The sequence below is a fragment of the Proteus sp. GOKU genome (assembly GCF_015475555.1).
GTDB classification, from domain to species: Bacteria; Pseudomonadota; Gammaproteobacteria; order Enterobacterales; family Enterobacteriaceae; genus Proteus; species Proteus mirabilis_B.
The window spans coordinates 2,909,125-2,931,122 of record NZ_CP034105.1 but is presented as its reverse complement, the minus strand read 5'-3'; the positions used below and the strand labels follow the sequence as shown (position 1 = coordinate 2,931,122).

At 39.0% G+C, this 21,998-nt stretch carries 16 protein-coding genes; 12 read left to right on the top strand and 4 right to left on the bottom strand.

Annotation, left to right across the window (positions count from 1 at the left end; translation table 11 throughout):
- Window positions 1–17: 17 nt before the first annotated feature.
- Window positions 18–461, bottom strand: coding sequence for a prepilin peptidase-dependent pilin (gene ppdD, locus EHE21_RS13645; protein ID WP_194950940.1), 444 nt, complete (start codon window positions 459–461; stop codon window positions 18–20).
- Between the two features lie 211 nt (window positions 462–672).
- On the opposite strand from ppdD, the gene ampD reads away from it, so the two are divergent.
- From ampD to EHE21_RS13595, 10 genes are all read left to right on the top strand, one after another.
- Complete coding sequence (gene ampD, locus EHE21_RS13640) at window positions 673–1,215, top strand: 1,6-anhydro-N-acetylmuramyl-L-alanine amidase AmpD (protein ID WP_194950939.1); 543 nt, start codon at window positions 673–675, stop codon at window positions 1,213–1,215.
- Window positions 1,216–1,540: 325 nt separating this feature from the next.
- The gene (pdhR, locus tag EHE21_RS13635) at window positions 1,541–2,311 is read left to right on the top strand and encodes a pyruvate dehydrogenase complex transcriptional repressor PdhR (RefSeq protein WP_075670940.1); all 771 of its coding nucleotides are present in this window, start codon (window positions 1,541–1,543) and stop codon (window positions 2,309–2,311) included.
- A gap of 163 nt (window positions 2,312–2,474) precedes the next feature.
- Complete coding sequence (gene aceE, locus EHE21_RS13630; protein ID WP_194950938.1) at window positions 2,475–5,141, top strand: pyruvate dehydrogenase (acetyl-transferring), homodimeric type; 2,667 nt, start codon at window positions 2,475–2,477, stop codon at window positions 5,139–5,141.
- A gap of 12 nt (window positions 5,142–5,153) precedes the next feature.
- Window positions 5,154–7,019, top strand: coding sequence for a pyruvate dehydrogenase complex dihydrolipoyllysine-residue acetyltransferase (gene aceF / locus EHE21_RS13625; protein ID WP_194950937.1), 1,866 nt, complete (start codon window positions 5,154–5,156; stop codon window positions 7,017–7,019).
- 200 nt (window positions 7,020–7,219) lie between these two features.
- Window positions 7,220–8,647: a dihydrolipoyl dehydrogenase gene (gene lpdA / locus EHE21_RS13620; RefSeq protein WP_075670832.1), complete on the top strand. Its 1,428-nt coding sequence runs from the start codon at window positions 7,220–7,222 to the stop codon at window positions 8,645–8,647.
- Window positions 8,648–9,137: 490 nt separating this feature from the next.
- The gene (gene acnB, locus EHE21_RS13615; RefSeq protein ID WP_194950936.1) at window positions 9,138–11,735 is read left to right on the top strand and encodes a bifunctional aconitate hydratase 2/2-methylisocitrate dehydratase; all 2,598 of its coding nucleotides are present in this window, start codon (window positions 9,138–9,140) and stop codon (window positions 11,733–11,735) included.
- 137 nt (window positions 11,736–11,872) lie between these two features.
- A complete protein-coding gene (locus tag EHE21_RS13610; RefSeq protein WP_088494947.1) occupies window positions 11,873–12,244 on the top strand; it encodes a YacL family protein in 372 nt (123 codons plus the stop codon).
- A 92-nt stretch (window positions 12,245–12,336) separates the two neighbouring features.
- On the top strand, window positions 12,337–13,197 hold the full coding sequence (gene mscS / locus EHE21_RS13605) for a small-conductance mechanosensitive channel MscS (RefSeq protein ID WP_194950935.1): 861 nt from the start codon (window positions 12,337–12,339) through the stop codon (window positions 13,195–13,197).
- Between the two features lie 474 nt (window positions 13,198–13,671).
- Entirely contained in the window at window positions 13,672–14,295 is a 624-nt protein-coding gene (gene argO / locus EHE21_RS13600; protein WP_194950934.1) for an arginine exporter ArgO, read from the top strand.
- A gap of 85 nt (window positions 14,296–14,380) precedes the next feature.
- The gene (locus tag EHE21_RS13595) at window positions 14,381–15,115 is read left to right on the top strand and encodes an oxidative stress defense protein (protein ID WP_098942211.1); all 735 of its coding nucleotides are present in this window, start codon (window positions 14,381–14,383) and stop codon (window positions 15,113–15,115) included.
- Between the two features lie 72 nt (window positions 15,116–15,187).
- Here EHE21_RS13595 and EHE21_RS13590 read toward each other — a convergent pair whose 3' ends face one another.
- Window positions 15,188–16,087 carry a LysR family transcriptional regulator ArgP gene (locus EHE21_RS13590; RefSeq protein WP_088494952.1) on the bottom strand — a complete coding sequence of 300 codons (900 nt, stop codon included), beginning with the start codon at window positions 16,085–16,087 and terminating at the stop codon, window positions 15,188–15,190.
- Between the two features lie 161 nt (window positions 16,088–16,248).
- Here EHE21_RS13590 and rpiA point away from each other — a divergent pair, with 161 nt between their 5' ends.
- Window positions 16,249–16,905 carry a ribose-5-phosphate isomerase RpiA gene (rpiA, locus tag EHE21_RS13585; RefSeq protein ID WP_072069239.1) on the top strand — a complete coding sequence of 219 codons (657 nt, stop codon included), beginning with the start codon at window positions 16,249–16,251 and terminating at the stop codon, window positions 16,903–16,905.
- Window positions 16,906–17,177: 272 nt separating this feature from the next.
- On the top strand, window positions 17,178–18,428 hold the full coding sequence (gene serA / locus EHE21_RS13580; RefSeq protein ID WP_088494954.1) for a phosphoglycerate dehydrogenase: 1,251 nt from the start codon (window positions 17,178–17,180) through the stop codon (window positions 18,426–18,428).
- Window positions 18,429–18,511: 83 nt separating this feature from the next.
- On the opposite strand, the gene EHE21_RS13575 is transcribed toward serA, so the two are convergent.
- Both EHE21_RS13575 and EHE21_RS13570 read right to left on the bottom strand, forming a co-directional pair.
- Window positions 18,512–20,629, bottom strand: coding sequence for a type I secretion system permease/ATPase (locus EHE21_RS13575; protein WP_228766690.1), 2,118 nt, complete (start codon window positions 20,627–20,629; stop codon window positions 18,512–18,514).
- Between the two features lie 19 nt (window positions 20,630–20,648).
- Complete coding sequence (locus tag EHE21_RS13570; protein ID WP_228766689.1) at window positions 20,649–21,998, bottom strand: HlyD family type I secretion periplasmic adaptor subunit; 1,350 nt, start codon at window positions 21,996–21,998, stop codon at window positions 20,649–20,651.

Genomic DNA, 21,998 nt, shown 5'->3' with positions numbered 1-21,998 from the left:
CTTTATATTTAAAAGCACTAATATGATTTTAAAATCTCACTGCACTGTTTTTGTAACGCAAGATTTGTTGTAGAACATTGTGTTTTCCATACTGGAACAAGGTCGTTAATTCCGTTCTCTAACGACATTGTGATTGTCAGACCATCAAGTTGTGCTTTCCCCGTTGCATTAATCACACTGTGTAACACATTTATATCGGATAAATATCGACTACGAAATTGTTGCGGTATAAAAGAGGAGTCAGAATTACAGTGTTGAGGTTCGTTTTCATAACGACATAATTCTACCCCAGAACGATAAGGTGACAGTGTTTGTAAGACATCAGTTAATGCGGCTTTTTGGATATAACCTTGATAGGCGGGAATAGCAACTGAGCTTAAAATTGAGATGATAGCAATCACAATCATAAGCTCCATTAGGGTAAAACCATTTTCATTAGAGTGATAATTAAGTACATTCATCTAGCGTCCTCCTTGAGTAATAGACACTAGAATTATGAAAAAAAAGGACTTTATTGGCGAATAGATAAAATAAAGTTTGAGTAAAATATCGAAAAGAAAAAGGAGATATACATATTTAACCTTTATTATTGAGGGAAAGTTCGCATTTATTGATGAGTATGAGTTAATAAAGTTATTGATAATGGCTAAAACAAAATAAAAGAGGGTTGATGTGGAAATTAAACAAGGTTGGCTAATCGATGCTAGACAGGTTCCTTCACCTAATCATGATAAGAGGCCTGAAGGTGAGCTTCCTTCTTTATTAATTGTTCATAATATCAGTTTGCCTCCAGGGCAATTTGGTGGGCCTTATATTGACCAGCTTTTTACCAATACATTATCAGAGCGAGATCATCCTTTTTTTAGTGAGATTGTTAACTTAAGAGTATCTGCTCATTGTCTTATTCGCCGTGATGGAGAAATTGTGCAATATGTGCCTTTTACTGAAAGAGCGTGGCATGCTGGCGTTTCTTTATATAAAGGCAGAGAAAAATGCAATGATTTCTCAATCGGTATTGAGCTTGAAGGTACTGATGAGTGCGATTTTACCCAGCAACAATATCAACAATTAGTGAAGATAACTCAATCGCTTATTGCTCTTTATCCCTCCATTAAAGAGAACATTACCGGGCATAGTGATGTTGCACCAAATAGAAAGACCGATCCGGGGCCTCACTTTGATTGGGCTTATTACCGCAGTTTGTTAACAAAATAACCACCTTAAATGAATTTAAAGATATTAAATATGAATTTAAATTCAAAATAATATTGCTGTCACGCTTCAGTTTGACTGTTTATGTGTTTAAAAAACGTTAAAAAATTTATTTTTAACGTTTCTAGATAATGCGATCTAGTTATCACTTTTGATGAATTTTTAAAATAATTTGTTAAAATTTGCAGGTTTTTATGATTTCGCTCAACAACTGTATGGACAGTTAGTGAATACTTTGTTACTTTATTATCCGTTATATTAAATTGGTATTACCAATTGACAACTCAATCACTAAGGTAATAGTTATCCAATAATGGCTTCCAGCAATATGGCTTATACAAAAATCCGCCAACCTAAGCTTTCTGATGTTATTGAGCAACAGCTTGAGCATCTGATTTTAGAAGGTACTCTGCGCCCAGGAGAAAAACTCTTACCTGAGCGTGAGCTGGCGAAGCAATTTGATGTATCTCGCCCTTCATTGCGTGAAGCTATCCAAAAATTAGAAGCTAAAGGCTTTTTACTCCGTCGCCAAGGCGGTGGCACTTTTGTTCAGCACAATCTCTGGCAAAGTTTTAGTGATCCTTTAGCTCAACTGCTTAGCGGGCACCCCGAATCTCAATTTGATCTTTTAGAAACTCGTCATGCACTTGAAGGTATTGCTGCATATTACGCTGCATTACGTGGCACTGATGAAGATCTTGATCGTATCAAAGCTAGCCATGATTGCATTTTGAAAGCCCATGAAAAGGGTGATTTAGCCGCTGAGTCTGAAGCTGTATTGCAATATCAATTAATTGTCACGGAAGCTGCTCATAATGTCGTTTTATTGCATCTATTAAGATGCATGGTGCCAATGCTTGAGCAAAATATCCGCCAGAATTTTGAGTTTCTTTACACTCGTAAAGAGATGTTAACAGCAGTAAGTGAGCATCGTAGTCAGATTTATCAGGCTATTATTAATAGAGAGCCAGAAGCTGCGCGTGAAGCATCACATCGCCATTTGGCCTTTATTGAAGATGTTTTGTTGGATATGAGTCGTGAACATACTCGCCGTGAGCGCTCTCTGCGCCGGCTACAACAACATCCTGATTTATTTTAGTAGCACAGATCCTGACCGCTGAATCTGTACTACCTATCGCCCTGTGATTTTCAGGGGAAGCGGTAATAACAGCAGGGCCTATCTTCCCGTCATATCAGATGGGTATAACGGGAAGATAGGCTCCCATAACCATTAAAAACAGATAACAGATAAGGAATACACCATGTCAGATATGCTGAAAAATGACGTGGATCCGATCGAAACTCGCGACTGGTTACAAGCGATCGACTCGGTCATCCGTGAAGAAGGTGTTGAGCGTGCACAGTTCCTGATTGATCAGGTATTAAAACAAGCCCGTAATGGTGGTCTTAATATCGCTTTAGGCGGTTCTGTACACAGTGATTATATCAATACCATTCCTGCTGAAGATGAACCCGCTTACCCTGGCAATCTGGAATTAGAGCGTCGTATTCGTTCTGCTATTCGCTGGAACGCAGTAATGATGGTTCTGCGTGCATCCAAAAAAGATTTGGAACTCGGCGGACACATGGCGTCATTCCAATCTTCTGCAACTTTATATGAAGTGTGCTTTAACCACTTCTTCCGCGCGCAAAATGAAACTGATGGCGGTGACTTGGTTTACTTCCAAGGTCATATCTCCCCAGGTATCTACGCTCGTGCATTCTTAGAAGGTCGTTTAACAGAAGATCAATTAAACAACTTCCGTCAAGAGATTGGTGGTAAAGGTTTATCTTCTTATCCGCACCCTAAATTAATGCCTGAATTCTGGCAGTTCCCAACAGTTTCTATGGGGCTGGGACCTCTATCTGCAATTTACCAAGCTAAATTCCTGAAATATTTGAATCACCGTGGCTTAAAAGATACGACTAAACAAACTGTTTATGCGTTCTTAGGCGATGGCGAGATGGACGAGCCAGAATCTAAAGGTGCTATCACCATCGCAGTTCGCGAAAAATTAGACAACCTGTGCTTCGTGATTAACTGTAACTTACAGCGTCTTGATGGCCCAGTTACAGGTAACGGCAAAATTGTTAACGAATTAGAAGGTATCTTCGCGGGTGCTGGCTGGAACGTTATCAAAGTAATGTGGGGCGATCGTTGGGATGAGCTTCTGCGTAAAGACACTTCAGGTAAACTCATTCAATTAATGAATGAAACTCTGGATGGTGACTACCAGACATTTAAATCTCGTGACGGCGCTTATGTTCGTGAGCACTTCTTCAATCGTTACCCAGAAACAGCTGCATTAGTTAAAGATATGACTGATGATGAAATCTGGGCATTAAACCGTGGTGGTCACGATCCGAAGAAAGTCTTTGCTGCATTCCAAAAAGCAAAAGACACTCAAAACCAACCAACTGTTATTTTAGCTCAAACCATCAAAGGTTATGGTATGGGTGAAACGGCAGAAGGTAAAAACATTGCTCACCAAGTTAAGAAAATGAACATGGATGGCGTTCACCATTTCCGTGATCGTTTCAGTATTCCTGTTGCTGATGAGCAAATCAAAGACCTGCCTTATATTACTTTTGATAAAGACTCAGAAGAATACAAATATCTGCACGCACGTCGTCAGGATTTAGGTGGTTACCTACCAGCTCGTCGTCCACGTTTTGAAGAAAAACTGGATATCCCAGCACTGGAAGATTTCAGCCAATTACTGGAAGAACAATCTAAAGAGATTTCAACAACTATCGCATTCGTTCGTGCTCTGAACGTAATGTTGAAAAACAAATCTATCAAAGATCGTTTAGTTCCAATTATTGCGGACGAAGCACGTACTTTCGGTATGGAAGGTCTGTTCCGTCAAATCGGTATCTATAGCCCGAATGGCCAACAATATACGCCTCAAGACCGTGAGCAAGTTGCTTACTATAAAGAAGACGTTAAAGGTCAAATTCTGCAAGAAGGTATCAACGAACTGGGTGCTGGCGCATCTTGGTTAGCGGCTGCAACATCTTACAGCACTAACAATCTGCCAATGATCCCATTCTATATCTACTACTCAATGTTTGGTTTCCAACGTATTGGCGACTTATGCTGGGCTGCGGGCGACCAACAAGCTCGTGGTTTCTTAGTCGGTGGTACTTCAGGTCGTACAACACTTAACGGTGAAGGTTTACAGCACGAAGATGGTCATAGCCATATTCAATCGCTGACTATTCCTAACTGTATCTCTTATGATCCAGCATTCGCTTATGAAGTTGCTGTAATCATGCAAGACGGTTTAGAGCGTATGTATGGTGATAAACAAGAAAACGTTTATTACTACATCACTACACTGAACGAAAACTACCATATGCCAGCAATGCCAGCCGGTGTTGAAGAAGGTATCCGTAAAGGTATCTACAAACTGGAATCACTGGAAGGCGAGAAAGGTAAAGTTCAGTTACTGGGTTCAGGTTCTATTCTGCGTCACGTTCGTGAAGCAGCACAAATCCTGTCTGCTGAATACGGTATTGGTTCTGATGTTTATAGCGTAACTTCATTCACTGAACTGGCTCGTGATGGTCAAGATTGTGAACGTTGGAACATGCTACACCCATCTGAAGCACCGCGTGTACCTTACATCGCTCAAATTATGAATGATGCGCCAGCTGTTGCCTCTACTGACTACATGAAACTGTTCGCTGAACAAGTTCGTACTTATGTACCAGCAGATGATTACCGCGTATTAGGTACAGATGGTTTCGGTCGTTCTGATAGCCGTGAAAACCTGCGTCACCACTTCGAAGTTGATACTTCTTATGTGATTGTTGCTGCATTAGGTGAATTAGCTAAACGTGGTGAGATTGATGTGAAGGTTGTTGAAGAAGCAATCAAAAAATACAACATCAACCCTGAAAAAGTAAACCCACGTCTGGCGTAAGAGGTAAAGTGAATGTCTATTGAAATTAAAGTCCCAGATATCGGTGCTGATGAAGTTGAAGTCACCGAAGTGATGGTGAAAGTGGGCGACCGTATTGAGGAAGAACAATCCTTAATCACTGTAGAAGGCGACAAAGCTTCTATGGAAGTCCCATCACCACAAGCGGGTGTAGTTAAAGAGATTAAAATTGCCGTGGGCGACAAAGTCCAAACAGGCTCTCTTATCATGATTTTTGAAGCAGAAGGTGCCGCGCAAGCAGCACCAGCTCAAGCCGCAGCACCTGCACCAGCAGCAGCGCCTGCAACAGCTGCACTGAAAGAAGTTCACGTTCCAGATATCGGCGGTGACGAAGTTGAAGTTACTGAAGTAATGGTAAAAGTGGGCGATAGCGTTGCTGAAGAACAATCACTGATTACTGTTGAAGGCGATAAAGCTTCAATGGAAGTTCCAGCACCATTTGCTGGCGTAGTGAAAGAAATTAAAATTGCAACAGGTGATAAAGTGAGCACAGGCTCTCTTATCATGGTATTTGAAGTTGCAGGTAGTGCACCTGTTGCTCAAGCAGCTCCAGCTCCAGCGGCATCTGCACCAGCAGCATCAGCTGTGAAAGAAGTGAATGTTCCAGATATCGGCGGTGACGAAGTTGAAGTTACTGAAGTGATGGTAAAAGTAGGTGATTCCATCTCTGAAGAACAATCACTGATCACTGTCGAAGGTGACAAAGCTTCAATGGAAGTTCCAGCACCATTTGCAGGTGTGGTTAAAGAGATCAAAATTGCAGTGGGCGACAAAGTGAAAACTGGCTCACTGATCATGACTTTCGAAGTTGCCGGTGCAGCACCTGTTGCTCAAGCACCAGCGGCAGCCGCGCCAGCGCCAGCAAGTTCTGCACCAGCAGCACCCGCTAAAGCACAAGCGACTGCGCCAGCAGCGAAAGAAGAATTTGTTGAAAATGACGCTTACGTTCATGCAACACCTGTTATTCGTCGCTTAGCGCGCGAATTCGGTGTGAATTTAGCGAAAGTAAAAGGTACTGGTCGTAAAGGTCGTATCTTACGTGAAGACGTTCAATCTTACGTGAAAGAGTTAATTAAACGTGCTGAATCAGCGCCGGCAAATGCAGCTGGCGGATTACCAGGCATGTTACCTTGGCCGAAAGTTGACTTCAGCAAGTTTGGTGAAATTGAAGAAGTTGAATTAAGCCGTATCCAGAAAATCTCTGGTGCTAACTTAAGCCGTAACTGGGTGATGATCCCTCACGTAAATCTGTTCGATGAAGCAGATATCACTGAGGTTGAAGAATTCCGTAAACAGCAAAATAAAGAAGCAGAGAAGAAAAAACTGGATGTTAAGATCACTCCGTTAGTCTTCGTAATGAAAGCTGCAGCGAAAGCACTGGCAGATATGCCACGCTTTAACAGCTCTATCTCTGAAGATGGACAGAAACTGATCCTGAAAAAATACATCAATATCGGTATTGCTGTAGATACACCGAACGGTCTTGTTGTTCCTGTTTTCAAAGATGTTAACAAAAAAGGCATTATCGAACTGTCTTATGAGTTAGCTGAAGTTTCTAAGAAAGCGCGTGCAGGTAAACTGACAGCAGCAGATATGCAAGGCGGATGTTTCACTATTTCTAGCCTTGGTGGTATCGGTACTACCGGTTTTGCACCAATCGTTAACGCACCAGAAGTTGCGATTATGGGACTTTCCCGTTCTTCTATGAAACCAGTATGGAACGGCAAAGAATTCGTACCACGCTTGATTTTACCAATGTCATTATCTTTCGATCACCGTGTGATCGATGGTGCTGACGGTGCTCGATTCATCACTCTGATTAATCAGTACATGAGTGATTTACGTCGTTTGGTAATGTAATTTTAAAACCGGTGCTTAGCGCCGGTTTCTCTGATTACAGTGATGGATTTTACAGTCATACATCTTAGGTTGTGAGATCCGTCATGTTAGAGCGCTTTTCAGTTTATTAACATTTCTGTAAACTGCATGCGGTATGTAAGTCTCGGTGTTAAATATGGATTATCGTCTGACTCGCCGGACAAATAAATAATGAGGTCACGATGAGTACTGAAATTAAAGCACAGGTAGTGGTTCTCGGTGCAGGCCCTGCGGGTTATTCCGCGGCGTTCCGTTGCGCTGACTTAGGTTTAGAAACAGTTTTAGTGGAACGTCACTCTACTTTAGGTGGTGTTTGTCTGAACGTGGGTTGTATCCCTTCTAAAGCGTTACTCCACGTTGCTAAAGTTATCGAAGAAGCGAAAGCATTATCTGAACACGGTGTTGTATTTGACGCACCAAAAACAGATATCGACAAAATTCGCATCTGGAAAGATAAAGTTATTTCTCAGTTAACTGGTGGCTTAGCTGGTATGGCTAAAGGCCGTAAAGTGACTGTCGTTAATGGCGAAGCACGATTCACTGGTTCTCACACATTGTCTGTTGAAGGTGCTGAAGGTACAACTACCATCACTTTTGATAATGCAATCGTTGCTGCCGGCTCACGTCCAATCGAATTACCATTCATTCCACATGAAGACCCACGTGTATGGGATTCAACAGATGCACTGCAACTGAAAACTGTACCAGAGCGTTTACTGGTTATGGGTGGCGGTATCATCGGTCTGGAAATGGGTACGGTTTATCACTCTCTGGGTTCTCAGATTGACGTAGTTGAAATGTTTGATCAGGTTATTCCTGCTGCTGATAAAGACGTGGTTAAAGTATTTACCAAACGTATCAGCAAGAAATTTAACCTGATGCTAGAAACCAAAGTAACTGCGGTTGAAGCAAAAGAAGATGGCATCTACGTAACAATGGAAGGCAAAAAAGCCCCAGCAGAACCACAGCGTTACGATGCAGTATTAGTTGCTATCGGTCGTGTACCTAACGGTAAATTGTTAGACGCAGGTAAAGCAGGTATCGAAGTTGATGATCGTGGCTTTATCCATGTTGATAAACAAATGCGTACTAATGTACCTCACATCTTTGCTATCGGTGACATCGTTGGTCAACCAATGCTGGCTCACAAAGGTGTCCACGAAGGTCACGTTGCAGCAGAAGTTATCTCTGGTAAGAAACATTACTTCGATCCTAAAGTTATTCCATCAATCGCTTATACTGAACCCGAAGTTGCATGGGTTGGTATGACTGAAAAAGAAGCGAAAGAGAAAGGCGTTAGCTATGAAGTGGCTTCTTTCCCTTGGGCAGCATCAGGTCGTGCAATCGCATCAGATTGTGCAGATGGTATGACTAAACTGATTTTCGACAAAGAAACTAACCGTGTTATCGGTGGTGCAATTGTTGGTTCTAATGGTGGTGAACTGTTAGGTGAAATCGGTCTGGCAATCGAAATGGGTTGTGATGCTGAAGATATCGCATTAACTATCCACGCTCACCCAACGTTATACGAATCAATCGGTATGGCTGCGGAAGTATTTGAAGGTAGTATCACTGACCTGCCAAATCCAAAAGCGAAAAAGAAAAAATAAGCGACTCGTTTACTGAAAAACAGTTTACTGAAGTAGTTTAAATGATAAGGGCTAAGTTCTTTATAGAACTTGGCTCTTTTTTTATGTCTTTTTGTTGAGGCTAGCGTTGCTTAACTAAGGGGAATATTGGCGATTAGGCATTTTTGTCGTTTATTTAACCGTGAATTTGGCTTTAGTACTAATTTGGGGATGAAAAAAACTATAAAAAGTGTGGTTATTAACCAAAATCTTGGTTAAAAGTCCCTGTTATATATTTTGTTTAAGTGTTTTAATCTGAATAAGTGGATATTTGAATCTGATTAATGTTACTTTTATGTGAACGAATTAACATCGTGTTGAAGATTTGCTATGCTGATAGCCCTTAGCTGGGCATAATTTTACAACCTCTTATGTTTTATGCGAGCAAAAGATCCTCTGACCTGGCATCCTTCAACAGACAGGGTGCAGACAGCCGGGTTATACAAAATGACAAAGAAGCGAGGAGACAGTCGTGCTAGAAGAATACCGTAAGCACGTAGCAGAGCGTGCAGCTGAAGGTGTCGTTCCAAAACCTCTCGATGCCACACAAACAGCCGCACTTGTTGAGCTATTAAAAAATCCCCCTAAAGGTGAAGAAGAATTTCTTCTTGATTTAATTGTTAACCGCGTTCCACCCGGAGTTGATGAAGCTGCCTATGTTAAGGCGGGTTTTTTAACTGCCCTCGCGAAAGGCGAAACCACATCACCTCTTATTACTCCAGAAAAAGCAGTTGAATTATTAGGCACCATGCAAGGTGGCTATAATATCCATGCTTTAATTGACGCTCTGGACAACGATAAATTAGCTCCAATTGCAGCTAAAGCGCTTTCTCATACATTACTGATGTTTGATAACTTCTATGATGTTGAAGAAAAAGCGAAAGCAGGTAACGTCTATGCTAAGCAAATCATGCAATCTTGGGTTGATGCACAGTGGTTTACTGAACGTCCTGCATTAGCAGAAAAAATTACTGTTACCGTATTTAAAGTCACTGGTGAAACTAATACCGATGACTTATCTCCAGCACCTGATGCTTGGTCTCGTCCTGATATCCCATTACATGCTTTAGCAATGCTGAAAAATGCGCGCGAAGGCATTGAACCAGATCAACCGGGTAGCGTAGGTCCTATCAAACAAATCGAAGCGTTAAATAAAAAAGGCTTCCCACTGGCTTATGTCGGTGACGTTGTAGGTACTGGCTCATCACGTAAATCAGCAACTAACTCTGTACTTTGGTTTATGGGAGACGATATTCCTTTCGTTCCTAATAAACGCGGTGGTGGTGTTGTTCTTGGTGGCAAAATCGCACCTATCTTCTTTAATACTATGGAAGATGCAGGCGCACTCCCTATCGAAGTTGATGTTTCTAAATTAAATATGGGTGATGTCATTGATATTTACCCGTACAAAGGTGAAATTCGTAACCATGAAACGAATGAGTTACTGGAAACCTTTGAGCTGAAAACCGAAGTATTAATTGATGAAGTTCGTGCTGGTGGTCGTATTCCATTGATCATCGGTCGTGGGTTAACATCAAAAGCGCGTGAATCACTGGGTTTACCAGCTAGCACACTGTTCCGTCATGCTAAACCTGTTGCAGAAAGCAATCGTGGTTTCTCATTGGCTCAGAAAATGGTTGGTCGCGCTTGTGGTCGTACTGGTATTCGCCCGGGCGAATATTGCGAGCCAAAAATGACCTCAGTGGGTTCACAAGATACAACAGGCCCAATGACTCGTGATGAGCTAAAAGACTTGGCGTGCCTTGGTTTCTCTGCTGATTTAGTGATGCAATCATTTTGTCATACCGCGGCTTATCCAAAACCGGTAGACGTTACAACGCATCACACCTTACCTGACTTTATTATGAACCGTGGTGGTGTTTCACTGCGTCCGGGCGATGGCATTATCCACTCATGGTTAAACCGTATGTTATTACCTGATACTGTCGGTACAGGTGGTGACTCGCATACTCGCTTCCCTATTGGTATCTCATTCCCAGCAGGCTCTGGCCTAGTGGCTTTTGCTGCGGCAACAGGGGTTATGCCATTAGATATGCCAGAATCTGTTCTGGTACGTTTTAAAGGCGAAATGCAACCGGGTGTGACACTGCGTGATTTAGTTCATGCTATTCCTTATTACGCAATTCAAGACGGTTTACTGACAGTTGAGAAAAAAGGTAAGAAGAATATTTTCTCTGGTCGTATTCTTGAGATTGAAGGCTTACCAGAACTGAAAGTAGAACAAGCATTTGAACTTGCTGATGCATCAGCAGAACGTTCAGCGGCGGGTTGTACCATTAAACTGGATAAAGCGCCTATTATTGAGTACTTGCAATCTAATATCATCTTACTGAAATGGATGATTGCTGAAGGTTATGGCGATCGTCGTACCATTGAACGTCGTATTACTTCAATGGAAAACTGGTTGAAAGATCCGCAATTACTTGAAGCTGATGCAGACGCAGAATATGCAGCTGTGATCGAAATTGATTTAAATGAGATCAAAGAGCCAATTCTATGTGCGCCTAACGATCCAGATGATGCTCGCCTATTATCTGAAGTGGCAAACAGCAAAATTGATGAAGTGTTCATTGGCTCTTGCATGACCAATATTGGTCACTTCCGTGCTGCTGGTAAACTGCTTGATCAACACAAAGGTCAATTACCAACACGTTTATGGGTTGCTCCACCAACAAAAATGGATGCTGCTCAATTAACGGAAGAGGGCTATTATAGCGTCTTTGGTAAGAGTGGAGCACGTATCGAAGTACCGGGTTGTTCACTATGTATGGGTAACCAAGCGCGTGTTGCTGATGGTGCAACTGTTGTTTCAACCTCAACACGTAACTTCCCTAACCGCTTAGGTACAGGTGCTAATGTATATCTTGCCTCTGCGGAGCTTGCAGCGGTTGCTTCATTACTAGGTCGTTTACCAGAGCCACAAGAGTATCTGGATTTCATGAATAAAGTGGATGAAACAGCAGAAGATACTTATCGCTATCTAAACTTTGACCAACTAGAGCAGTATACCGATAAAGCAGACCAAGTTATTTTCCAAACAACGGTATAACGGTTAATTTATTGCTTTAAAGTATTTAATATGAACAAACGGGAGGCAAATGCCTCCCGTTTTTTGTTATTTTTGTCATAATAAGAATAAGATATTTTTTTATTAAAAAAGCGAGAGCTTTATAAGGGGCGTACACCATGGATTATGAATTTCAGCGAGATCTCACTGGCGGTATACTAGCCCGTTTTTCGATGGATCATGAAGCAATAGGCTATTGGCTGAATGATGAAATTCAGGGCGACATTAGTCTTATCGATCAAATTCTTGAAGAAATGGAAGGTATTAAAGGTAGTGAAAGACAGTGGGAACTTATCGGTAAAGAATACAGTCTTTCTATTGATGACGAAGAAGTAATGATAAGAGCCAATACCTTGCATTTTGAAACAGATGAAATGGAAGAGGGGATGAGCTATTACGATAACGAAAGCATCTCTTTCTGTGGTTTAGATGATTTTGCTACCATGCTACAAAAATATCGGTTATTTATTCTGGAAAATAGAGGAAATTAACAATTCCTATATATTTTTGGAATAAATCTGCCACAATATACTATTGAATTACTATTCTTTTCATTACGTTTTTAAGTTTAAAAGGTGGTCTAATGAATGAATTACCCGCTAGTTTAGATGAAGCAACAGGTTGGTTTGTGGCAAATCAGGATCTCTTTATTCAATATGCTGTGAATATTATTGCGGCATTTTTGATCCTGTTTGTTGGTCTTTTTGTGGCAAAAATGATTGGTAAAGGTGTCGCAAGAGTTTTAACGTTGCGCCACATTGATGCCACTGTTGTCACATTTCTGTCAGTTCTTGTTCGTTATACCGTTGTTGCTTTTACCTTAATTGCGGTATTAGGACGATTAGGGGTTCAAACTGCTTCTGTTATTGCCGTACTCGGTGCCGCCGGTTTAGCCGTTGGTTTAGCATTACAAGGCTCGCTGTCTAACTTTGCTGCTGGTGTGCTGATTGTTATTTTCCGTCCGATCCGTACTAATGAATATGTAATGATCGGTTCTGTTGAAGGTACAGTGAGAGATGTGCAGATTTTCTCAACCACATTACGTTCAGCTGATGACAGAATTATCGTTATTCCAAATAGCAAAATTATCAGTAGCGAAGTTATCAACTTAACGCGTGAGCCTAATCGCCGTACACAAATTATGGTTGGTGTGGCTTATGATGCTGATATTGATAAAGTGAAACAAGTGCTGGGTGATGTTGTCGCTAAAGACAAACGTATTCAACATGATAAAGGTGTGACTATCCGTTTACATGAAATGGCACCGTCTTCATTAAACTTTGTAGTACGTGTTTGGACTACGAATGGTGATGCATGGCCTGTTTATTGGGATTTGATGGAAGATTTTAAACGCACATTAGATGCGAATAATATCGGTATTCCATTCCCACAAATGGATGTTTATATGCATCAAACGCAAAGTGCGACAGCGAAAGCAGAATAGTCTCACAAGAATAAATGATATAGAGCCACGTTAATAACGTGGCTTTTTTGTATGATAAGACAGGAGAAATAATAAGATAACACAGATGACGAAAGGGATTGGATACTAAAGATGGAGATAATCTTAAGGAGTTTCTTTTTCGTTTTTCATTATTTTGATAGTTATATTATATTTGCTTTGGCGCTTTTATTGTTGTGGTATTCCCATAAAGCAGAGAAAAAGCGAACACGTATTATCTTATTTATTACCGCATTAATTGTGGTAACACCTCATGTTACTATCTGTTCTAATTTTATTTTTATGTTATTAATGAATATGGCTATTTCATCCTATTAATCCTACTGACATTTTATTTTTCCTATTTTATCGCCATTAGTTTTTCTTATTATCAATAAGAATGATTCATTTCCTCTAATATCAAAATCCCTCTATTATTCATCTAATATTAAACGAATAATTATTAAGGTATTTTGCATGTTTACAACTTTTTTTCAGGGGTTTTTGTTAAGTGCAGCAATGATTTTGCCAATTGGTGCACAAAACGCCTTTGTTTTACAGCAAGGAAGTAAAAAACAATTTCACTTGATGAGTGCGTTTTTATGCGCTTTAAGTGATGTGATTTTAATTACGGCAGGTGTCTTTGGTGGAAGTGCTTTGCTTAGCCAATCAGAAATACTTTTATTATTGATCACTTGGGGAGGTGTGGCGTTCTTACTATGGTATGGCTGGAGTGCATTTAAAACTGCATTTTCAAAAGATATTGAATTATCACAAAGTGAAAATCAGGTAAAAAGTCGTTGGCGAGTGATTGTGACATTAGTTGCCGTGACTTGGCTTAACCCTCATGTTTATTTAGACACCTTTGTTGTGATAGGTAGCATTGGCGGACAATTAACATCAGAACTGCGTCCTTGGTTTACATTTGGTGCGGTATTTGCCTCTATAAGCTGGTTTTTTGCGTTATCACTATTAGCAGCTTGGTTTTCTCCAATATTAAGTAAAGCACGCTCTCAACGTATTATTAATCTGTTTGTAGGATGTGTAATGTGGTTTATTGCTGTTCAATTAGCAGCGCAAGGATGGAAAACTCTCTTTTAATCTTAAAGAACTTTACATCAGATATGCTAAGGTTCTTCTTAGCCATAAAAAGATGGTCTTAAAATTTATTATGTCGGGGGTTTTTGTGAAATTAAAAGCAATTGTATTAGCATCCGTGTTTACGCTGGGATTACCTTCATTTGCATTAGCGGCGTCTGAGCCAGAAGGACCACATATTACAACATCGGGTAATGCGACAATTAAAGCCGCTCCTGATATGGCGACATTATATATTCAGGTTAGCGAAAGAGCGAAAGATGCCGCCCTTGCTAAGAAACAAGCTGATGAACGAGTCGCAAAATATTTTGCTTTCTTAAAAGAAAACGGTGTTGTGAAAGAAGATATTGATGCGGCTAATATCCGTACTCAACCAAACTATGAGTATGATAAAAAAGCAGAGCGTTCAGTGATTAATGGCTATACCGCAACACGTACTGTGAATGTCAAAATTAAGAAACTAGAGCAGCTTAATACATTACTTGATGGTGCATTAGCGGCTGGTTTAAATGAAATTAATAACGTTGAGTTTGGCGTAAATAATCCAGAGCAATACAAGTCAAAAGCACGTGAAGTTGCGATTAAAAATGCCATTGATCAAGCAACATCTGTCGCTAAAGGTTTTGGTGCTGATTTGGGTGCTGTTTATAGCGTGAGCTATCGCGCTCCAGAAGCCACGCCTTATACTATTGGGCAAGTTCGTATGGATTCAATGGCATTAAAAGCGCAAGCACCTGCTGCTGTGCAAGAAACCTATGAACAGCAAAGCATCGAGTTTAAAGATTATGTTGATGTCGTTTTTGAATTAAAACGCACTAAATAATCATGCAGTGATGAAAAAATAGGCTTCAATATGAAGCCTATTTTTTTGAGTTAATTAAGATGAAACCACGTATTATTCTTCATCTTGTTTTAAAACTTTACGACCAAAATCAATGAGTGCGTCTGTCACTTTTCTCATGGTTCTACTTTCTGGTGCAAATCGGTGCCAATAGAGCATACGTCGCTGGCAAAGTCCCGGTGTCAAATCAACCAATTCTCCGCTTTTTAGTTCATTAGCAATTTGCAGATGAGGGATCATACAACAAGTTGAACCTTGTTTAGCTAATTGCACAAAGGCTTCAGAGGAGTTCACGATATGGCACGGTACACTGCCCGGAGATAAACCGAAATTTTGTTGTAAAAATGCCTGATGCATATCATCAAGATGGTCAAATGCCACTGCTGGTGCTTTTAATAATGAAGATTTAGTTACACCGTTGGAAAAGTAGCGTTGAGCAAAGTCAGGAGAAGCAACAAATAGGTAATCGAGAGCACCTAATTGATCGACAAGACAACTCGGTAGTGCTTGAGGCTGAATACTGATTGCGCCAACGACTTCGCCTCGTCTTAATCGTTCTTGAGTGCGAGTTTCATCTTCAACTTGAATATTGAGACGAATAGGCAGTTGCGTTAATACGGGATGTAACGCAGGCAATAACCATGTTGCTAAACTGTCCGCATTCACCGCTAAAGAGAGTAAAAGAGGTGTGGAACCACTATTTTCATCACCTAACCATTGCTCTTCAAGTAATTCTACTTGATGCAATAGTGCTAATAATTTTTGCCCTTGCTCTGTAGGTTGAGGTGGAACAGTTCTGACTAAGAGCGGTTGTCCAAATAAATTTTCTAACTGTTTGATACGCTGAGAAACGGCAGATTGTGTAATACATAATTTTTGCGCAGCTCGTTCAAAGCCACGCTCTCGAATGACGGCATCAAGGGCTTGTAATGCTCGATAATCAGGGCGTTTCATTAACAGACTCTCTTCGATTTTATATTCTATTGCTTACTATGCCATATTTTTCGTTGCAATGAGTTAAAATGTTGCTTCTCAGTTTTTGATGTGTCTCGTGCTAGTTTTGAATGCAATATGCTATTCTTAGTCCATTAACGTGATAAATAAGGTTTTTTTAAATGACTCAGGATGAATTGAAAAAAGCAGTAGGTTGGGCAGCGCTTGAATATGTAAAACCAGGCACGATTGTTGGTGTCGGTACTGGCTCTACGGCTTCTCACTTTATTGATGCATTAGCAACAATGAAAGGTCAAATCGAAGGCACAGTTTCAAGTTCAGAAGCATCAACTGCAAAATTAAAGAGTTACGGCATTCCCGTTTTCGACTGCAACGAAGTCGATTCTTTAGATATCTATGTTGATGGTGCTGATGAAATTAACCATCAAATGCAGATGATCAAAGGTGGTGGTGCGGCATTAACGCGTGAAAAAATTATTGCGGGCGTAGCGAAAACATTTATCTGTATCGTTGATGAATCTAAACAAGTCGATGTGTTAGGTAAATTTCCACTACCCGTAGAAGTTATTCCAATGGCGCGCTCTTATGTTGCGCGTGAACTCGTTAAACTGGGTGGTTTACCAGAATATCGTGAAAATGTGGTAACTGATAACGGTAACGTTATTTTAGACGTTCATAATTTAACAATTCTTAACCCTATTGAACTGGAAAACAAAATTAACAGTATTCCGGGTGTTGTCACTGTAGGATTATTTGCTAACCGTGGCGCGAATGTTGTTTTAATGGGCACTTCTGAAGGTGTGAAAACCATTAAGTAATTCTTTTTAAGATAGGTAGCTATGGCTACCTATTTTTTAAATTATTTTAGAAACTGCAAATTCAGTGATATATATCACACGATAGTTATATCTCTCTTTAAAATCCTGCCATTTTCAAAGTCAAAATCATTTTACTCGGTAGAAAATCACTTTATTTACCGCTTATTCTGTCATCACTGCAATCGGTTGTATTGCCACAAAATCTATTTTTGTTATGTTGATGAGACAGGATTTTGTTTTTCATTAAATGTAATAACGATAGGGCAGGGTAAATGGTCAAAGTATCTTTGGAAAAAGAAAAGATAAAGTTTCTACTCCTTGAAGGTGTGCACCAAAGTGCAGTAGAAAATTTAAGAGCTGCGGGTTATACCAATATTGAATATCACAAAGGCGCATTATCGGACGAAGAATTAAAAGAAGCTATCCGTGATGCACGTTTTGTTGGTCTTCGTTCCCGCACTCACTTAACAGAAGAAATTTTTGCAGCCGCTGAAAAATTAGTTGCTGTGGGATGCTTCTGTATCGGTACTAATCAGGTTGATTTAGACGCCGCTGCTCGTCGCGGTATTCCTGTATTTAACGCTCCTTTCTCAAACACCCGTTCCGTGGCTGAGATGGTGCTTGGTGAATTACTGTTATTACTGCGTCGTATTCCTGAAGCAAATGCGAAAGCGCATCGTGGAGTTTGGGATAAACAAGCCAAAGGCTGTTTTGAAGCACGTGGTAAAAAACTGGGTATTATTGGTTATGGTCACATTGGTACACAGTTAGGTATTTTGGCAGAAAGCGTGGGTTTAGATGTCTATTTTTACGATATTGAAAACAAACTGCCATTAGGTAATGCAACACAAATTCGTCATCTCTCTGAACTGTTGAATATGTGTGACATTGTCAGTTTACATGTGCCAGAAACACCATCAACCAAAAATATGATTGGGCATGAAGAAATTCAGCGCATGAAACCGGGCTCAATTCTTATCAATGCTTCTCGTGGGACTGTGGTTGATATTCCTGCGTTATCACAAGCGCTAGAATCTAAACATTTATCAGGCGCAGCAGTTGACGTATTCCCAACAGAGCCGGGTGCAAATAACGATCCTAACGATCCATTTGTTTCTGAACTTATCAAGTTTGACAATGTGATATTAACACCGCATATCGGTGGTTCAACTCAAGAAGCACAAGAAAACATCGGTTATGAAGTTGCGGGTAAATTAGCGAAATATTCAGATAACGGCTCTACATTATCTGCTGTTAACTTCCCTGAAGTATCACTGCCAAGCCACGGTGATGATGTAAACCGTTTACTGCATATTCATGAAAACCGCCCAGGTATGATGAACAGTATCAACAAAGTGTTTACTGAAGAAAACATCAACGTAGCTGCACAGTATTTACGTACATCAGGTAACGTAGGTTATGTTGTGATTGATATTACAACACAAACGAAAGCTCAAGCTGAATTAGTGTTACAAAAAATCAAAGCATTACCGGGAACAATCCGTGCTCGTATGCTTTACTAATTATTGATACATTATCGGTAATATATTGAAGGCTCGAAATATCGAGCCTTTTTTGTTTTTATTAAATCTTTATTAAATTTTAATTATTGAATTTGTTGCTGCCATAATTGGTAATAGAGTGCTCGATTTTCTATTAAATGAGTATGTGTCCCTTCTTCTAATACCCTACCTTTATCTATTACATAGATATAATCTGAATGCACTAATGTATTTAGACGATGTGCAATACTAATTACGGTTCTGTTTTTACAAATCTGAGGTAAGTTCGCTAAAATTTGTGCTTCTGATCTGTAATCTAATGCTGATGTTGCTTCATCTAAAATAAGAATACGCGGATCGGTTAACAAGGCTCTAGCAAGCGCAATACGTTGACGCTGTCCTCCTGATAAGTTGTGACCTCTTTCTCCAACTTGAGTGTTAAAACCTAAAGGGAGTTGCTCAATAAAGTCTAAAGCGCCTGCAAGTTGAGAAGCTTCTATTATCTCTCTTTCACTCGCACTGGGTTTTGATAAACGAATATTCTCAATAATCGAGCCACTAAATAAATAACTCTCTTGTAAAACGAGACTAATACTTTGGCGTAAAGAGAGCGGATCGGCGATAGCGAGATCCATTCCATCAATATAAATTTGTCCTTGTTGAGGAGTATAAAGGCGTTGGATCAAACGTGTAAGAGTGCTCTTTCCTGAACCAGAACGACCTGTAATACCAATAAACTTACCGGCAGGAATAGATAAAGAGAGTGCTTCTATGATATCTGGTGTGTTATTGGCGTAACGGAAATAAACATTTGAAAAAACAATGCTTCCTTTGATTTTAGGAACGGTTGCTGTTCCATAAGATTGATGCTCGGTAGGTGTGTTTAAAATATCGCCAACACGACGTAAAGAAATGGTTGCTTGCTGAAAATCTTGCCAGCATTGCGCTAAGCGTAAAATAGGCTGTGTAATATGTGCAGCAAAAAGATTAAAAGCAATAAGCTCACCTACACTCATTTGTGCTTTGATAATTAAATTAACGCCTTGCCATAAAATAGTGGCTATCGCGATTTTATGGATGATAGAGATAAGCTGTTGTGCAAATAACGCTTTTTTAGCACCAGAGAAACGCTTATTAATATGATCTGTAAGTTTGTATTGCCATCTTTCTATAAATTTATTTTCTGTTGCTGTTATTTTTATGGTTTCGATACCGTTTATTGCTTCTGTTAGTAGACTGGTATTATCCGCATTAGCTTGATATTCCTGCTCAACCCAATAGCGAATAAAAGGACCACAAATAAGCCAAAGCAGAAAATAGAGTGTTAATGCACCTAAGGTTATCCATGTTAAAAGTGACGAATACATGAACATGACAGAAATAAATACGATAATAAAAATCAGATCAAGCAATAGCATAAATGCAGAGCTAGTAATAAATTGTCGAATATGTGAAAGCTCTTGAATACGAGTAATGATTTGCCCTGATTGGCGTTGATTAAAAAAATGACTAGGCAAGCGGATAAGATGTTGGAATACTTTTCCTGAAAGTTCAGCACTTAACTGACAAGAAATAAAAACATATAGCTTATCGCGCAAATAAAGATAGAGGGGTTCGGTAATAGCAATCAGAATCAATAAATAACCCAAAAGATGTAGGTTAGATAGATCCCTTCCTGTTAGCACTTTATCAATCATAATTTCAAAAATTAAAGGACTGACTAATGCAAATAGTTGACAGCAACAAACTAAAATAAAGATAAAAAGCAATGCGTTTTTTTGTCTTAATAGAGAAGGAATAAACCAGCGAAAATTAAACTTAGCTGATAATGGTGAAGGCTCTTTAGTAATAAGTAATAGTGTATTAATCTCCTTTTTTTTATCAATAATAAACTCAATTTCAATACTATTCTTAGGATCAAAAACAATAAGTTTTTCCTTTTTTATCTCCTTTAAGATATACCAATGCTTATCTATTTCGATAATTGTGCTAATCATAGCGCTGTTTTTTTTGTCATAATCCAATATATCAAATTGACATTTTAAATTGAGTAATTTAGCTGATTCAAAAATATTCCACTTATTAAGATGGTTGTCACAACCAAGAAAATGAATGATCTGTTCTTTTTTTATATTTCCTCTGCCTTTTTTAGAAAAATAAAGTAATCCATCAATAATAGAGTGGTGATATTGGTTTTCTTCCATATTAGTTATATTTTCCATAATATAAGGGATCTTATTTTTATTTTTCAGTGAGTGCATTATGACGATAAGCTTCTATTGGGCTTAAAATATAATCAATGACACGACGTTGTTCAGTGATTATTTCGGCAGTTAAAGACATACCCGGAATGAGTCGATATTCCCTTTGGCTATTTTTAATTGTCTGTCTGTTTAATCTAATAGTTGCGGGATAAACTAAGCCTAATTGATCGTGCTGAACAGCATCTTTAGCAATATTAATAACTTCGCCTTCAATGGTGCCATAGCGTGTATAAGGAAAAGCATCTATTTTTATCATTGCTTTTTGTCCTAGATGAACAAAACCAATATCTTTATTGAGCAAATTAACTTCTGCAATATTATCTTGGTTATCAGGTACTATTATCATCACACCTTGTGATGGTTGTAATACGCTACCTAGTGTATGAGTTGAAATTTGTTGAACTGTACCTGTTATGGGAGAGCGTACTTTTTTTAGTTGTTGTTTCTTTTGAAGATGGCTAAGATTTTGATTGTAAATAATCAATTCACTTTCATACTGTTTATATTTATCATGCCATTCTAGATATTTTTGTTTCTCTAATTGATTTAGATTTTGCTTTTTCTGTTCTTCTTGGCTTTTTAATAGGTTATATTCTGAATCTTTCGTTTTTATCAGTCTGTTTATTTCTAGTAACTCTTTTTGATTTTCTAGATACTCTATCTTACTAATAAATTTTTTTATATACAGTGTTTTTTTCAATGTGAATCGTTGTTCAATGTTTTCTTTTAATGCTTTTAATGATAATAAATCATTGTGAGTCATTAATTGATTTTTATTATTTACTTCAATTTCTGTCTCGATTACTTTTATATTACTATCAAATTCTTCCTTTTCTTTTTGATAACTAATTAAAACATTTCTTTTTGCTTTTTTATCTAACGTATTAAAATGATAAAGCTTTTGAGGCGATGTTTCTTGGCTTAATGTTTGATAGCGTATTTTAAACTGTAAAATATTATCAATTTTTTTTCTTATTCCTATTATTTCTTCATCAATACCTAATATATCAAGTGTTAGTAATATATCGCCTTGATTGACTTTTTGTCCTTCCTTTACATGGAGTGTTGCTAATCGACTATGTTCATATATTTGAATAAGTTGAGAATGTCCAATAGCAATAAGTTTACCTGTTGCCGGGGATTGTATATTCAATTTACCGAAATAAGCCCATAGAAGAAAGACAATAACATTTAATGAAATAAGTATTGCAATATAACGACTATAAGGTGTGATGGGTTTTTCGATAAGAGCGATATGGTTAGGGTAAAAATCATAATTTTTTGCTTTATCTTTACGCTGAAAAATAGAGGATATATTTAGTTTCAT

Excerpts from the sequence above, each read along its gene's own strand:
- lpdA (WP_075670832.1), top strand. The coding sequence starts at position 7,220 with ATGAGTACTGAAATTAAAGCACAGGTAGTGGTTCTCGGTGCAGGCCCT.
- aceF (WP_194950937.1), top strand. The coding sequence starts at position 5,154 with ATGTCTATTGAAATTAAAGTCCCAGATATCGGTGCTGATGAAGTTGAA.
- EHE21_RS13575 (WP_228766690.1), bottom strand. The coding sequence starts at position 20,629 with ATGGAAAATATAACTAATATGGAAGAAAACCAATATCACCACTCTATT.
- EHE21_RS13590 (WP_088494952.1), bottom strand. The coding sequence starts at position 16,087 with ATGAAACGCCCTGATTATCGAGCATTACAAGCCCTTGATGCCGTCATT.
- EHE21_RS13610 (WP_088494947.1), top strand. The coding sequence starts at position 11,873 with ATGGATTATGAATTTCAGCGAGATCTCACTGGCGGTATACTAGCCCGT.
- rpiA (WP_072069239.1), top strand. The coding sequence starts at position 16,249 with ATGACTCAGGATGAATTGAAAAAAGCAGTAGGTTGGGCAGCGCTTGAA.
- ppdD (WP_194950940.1), bottom strand. The coding sequence starts at position 461 with ATGAATGTACTTAATTATCACTCTAATGAAAATGGTTTTACCCTAATG.
- pdhR (WP_075670940.1), top strand. The coding sequence starts at position 1,541 with ATGGCTTATACAAAAATCCGCCAACCTAAGCTTTCTGATGTTATTGAG.
- mscS (WP_194950935.1), top strand. The coding sequence starts at position 12,337 with ATGAATGAATTACCCGCTAGTTTAGATGAAGCAACAGGTTGGTTTGTG.
- EHE21_RS13570 (WP_228766689.1), bottom strand. The coding sequence starts at position 21,998 with ATGAAACTAAATATATCCTCTATTTTTCAGCGTAAAGATAAAGCAAAA.
- aceE (WP_194950938.1), top strand. The coding sequence starts at position 2,475 with ATGTCAGATATGCTGAAAAATGACGTGGATCCGATCGAAACTCGCGAC.
- argO (WP_194950934.1), top strand. The coding sequence starts at position 13,672 with ATGTTTACAACTTTTTTTCAGGGGTTTTTGTTAAGTGCAGCAATGATT.
- serA (WP_088494954.1), top strand. The coding sequence starts at position 17,178 with ATGGTCAAAGTATCTTTGGAAAAAGAAAAGATAAAGTTTCTACTCCTT.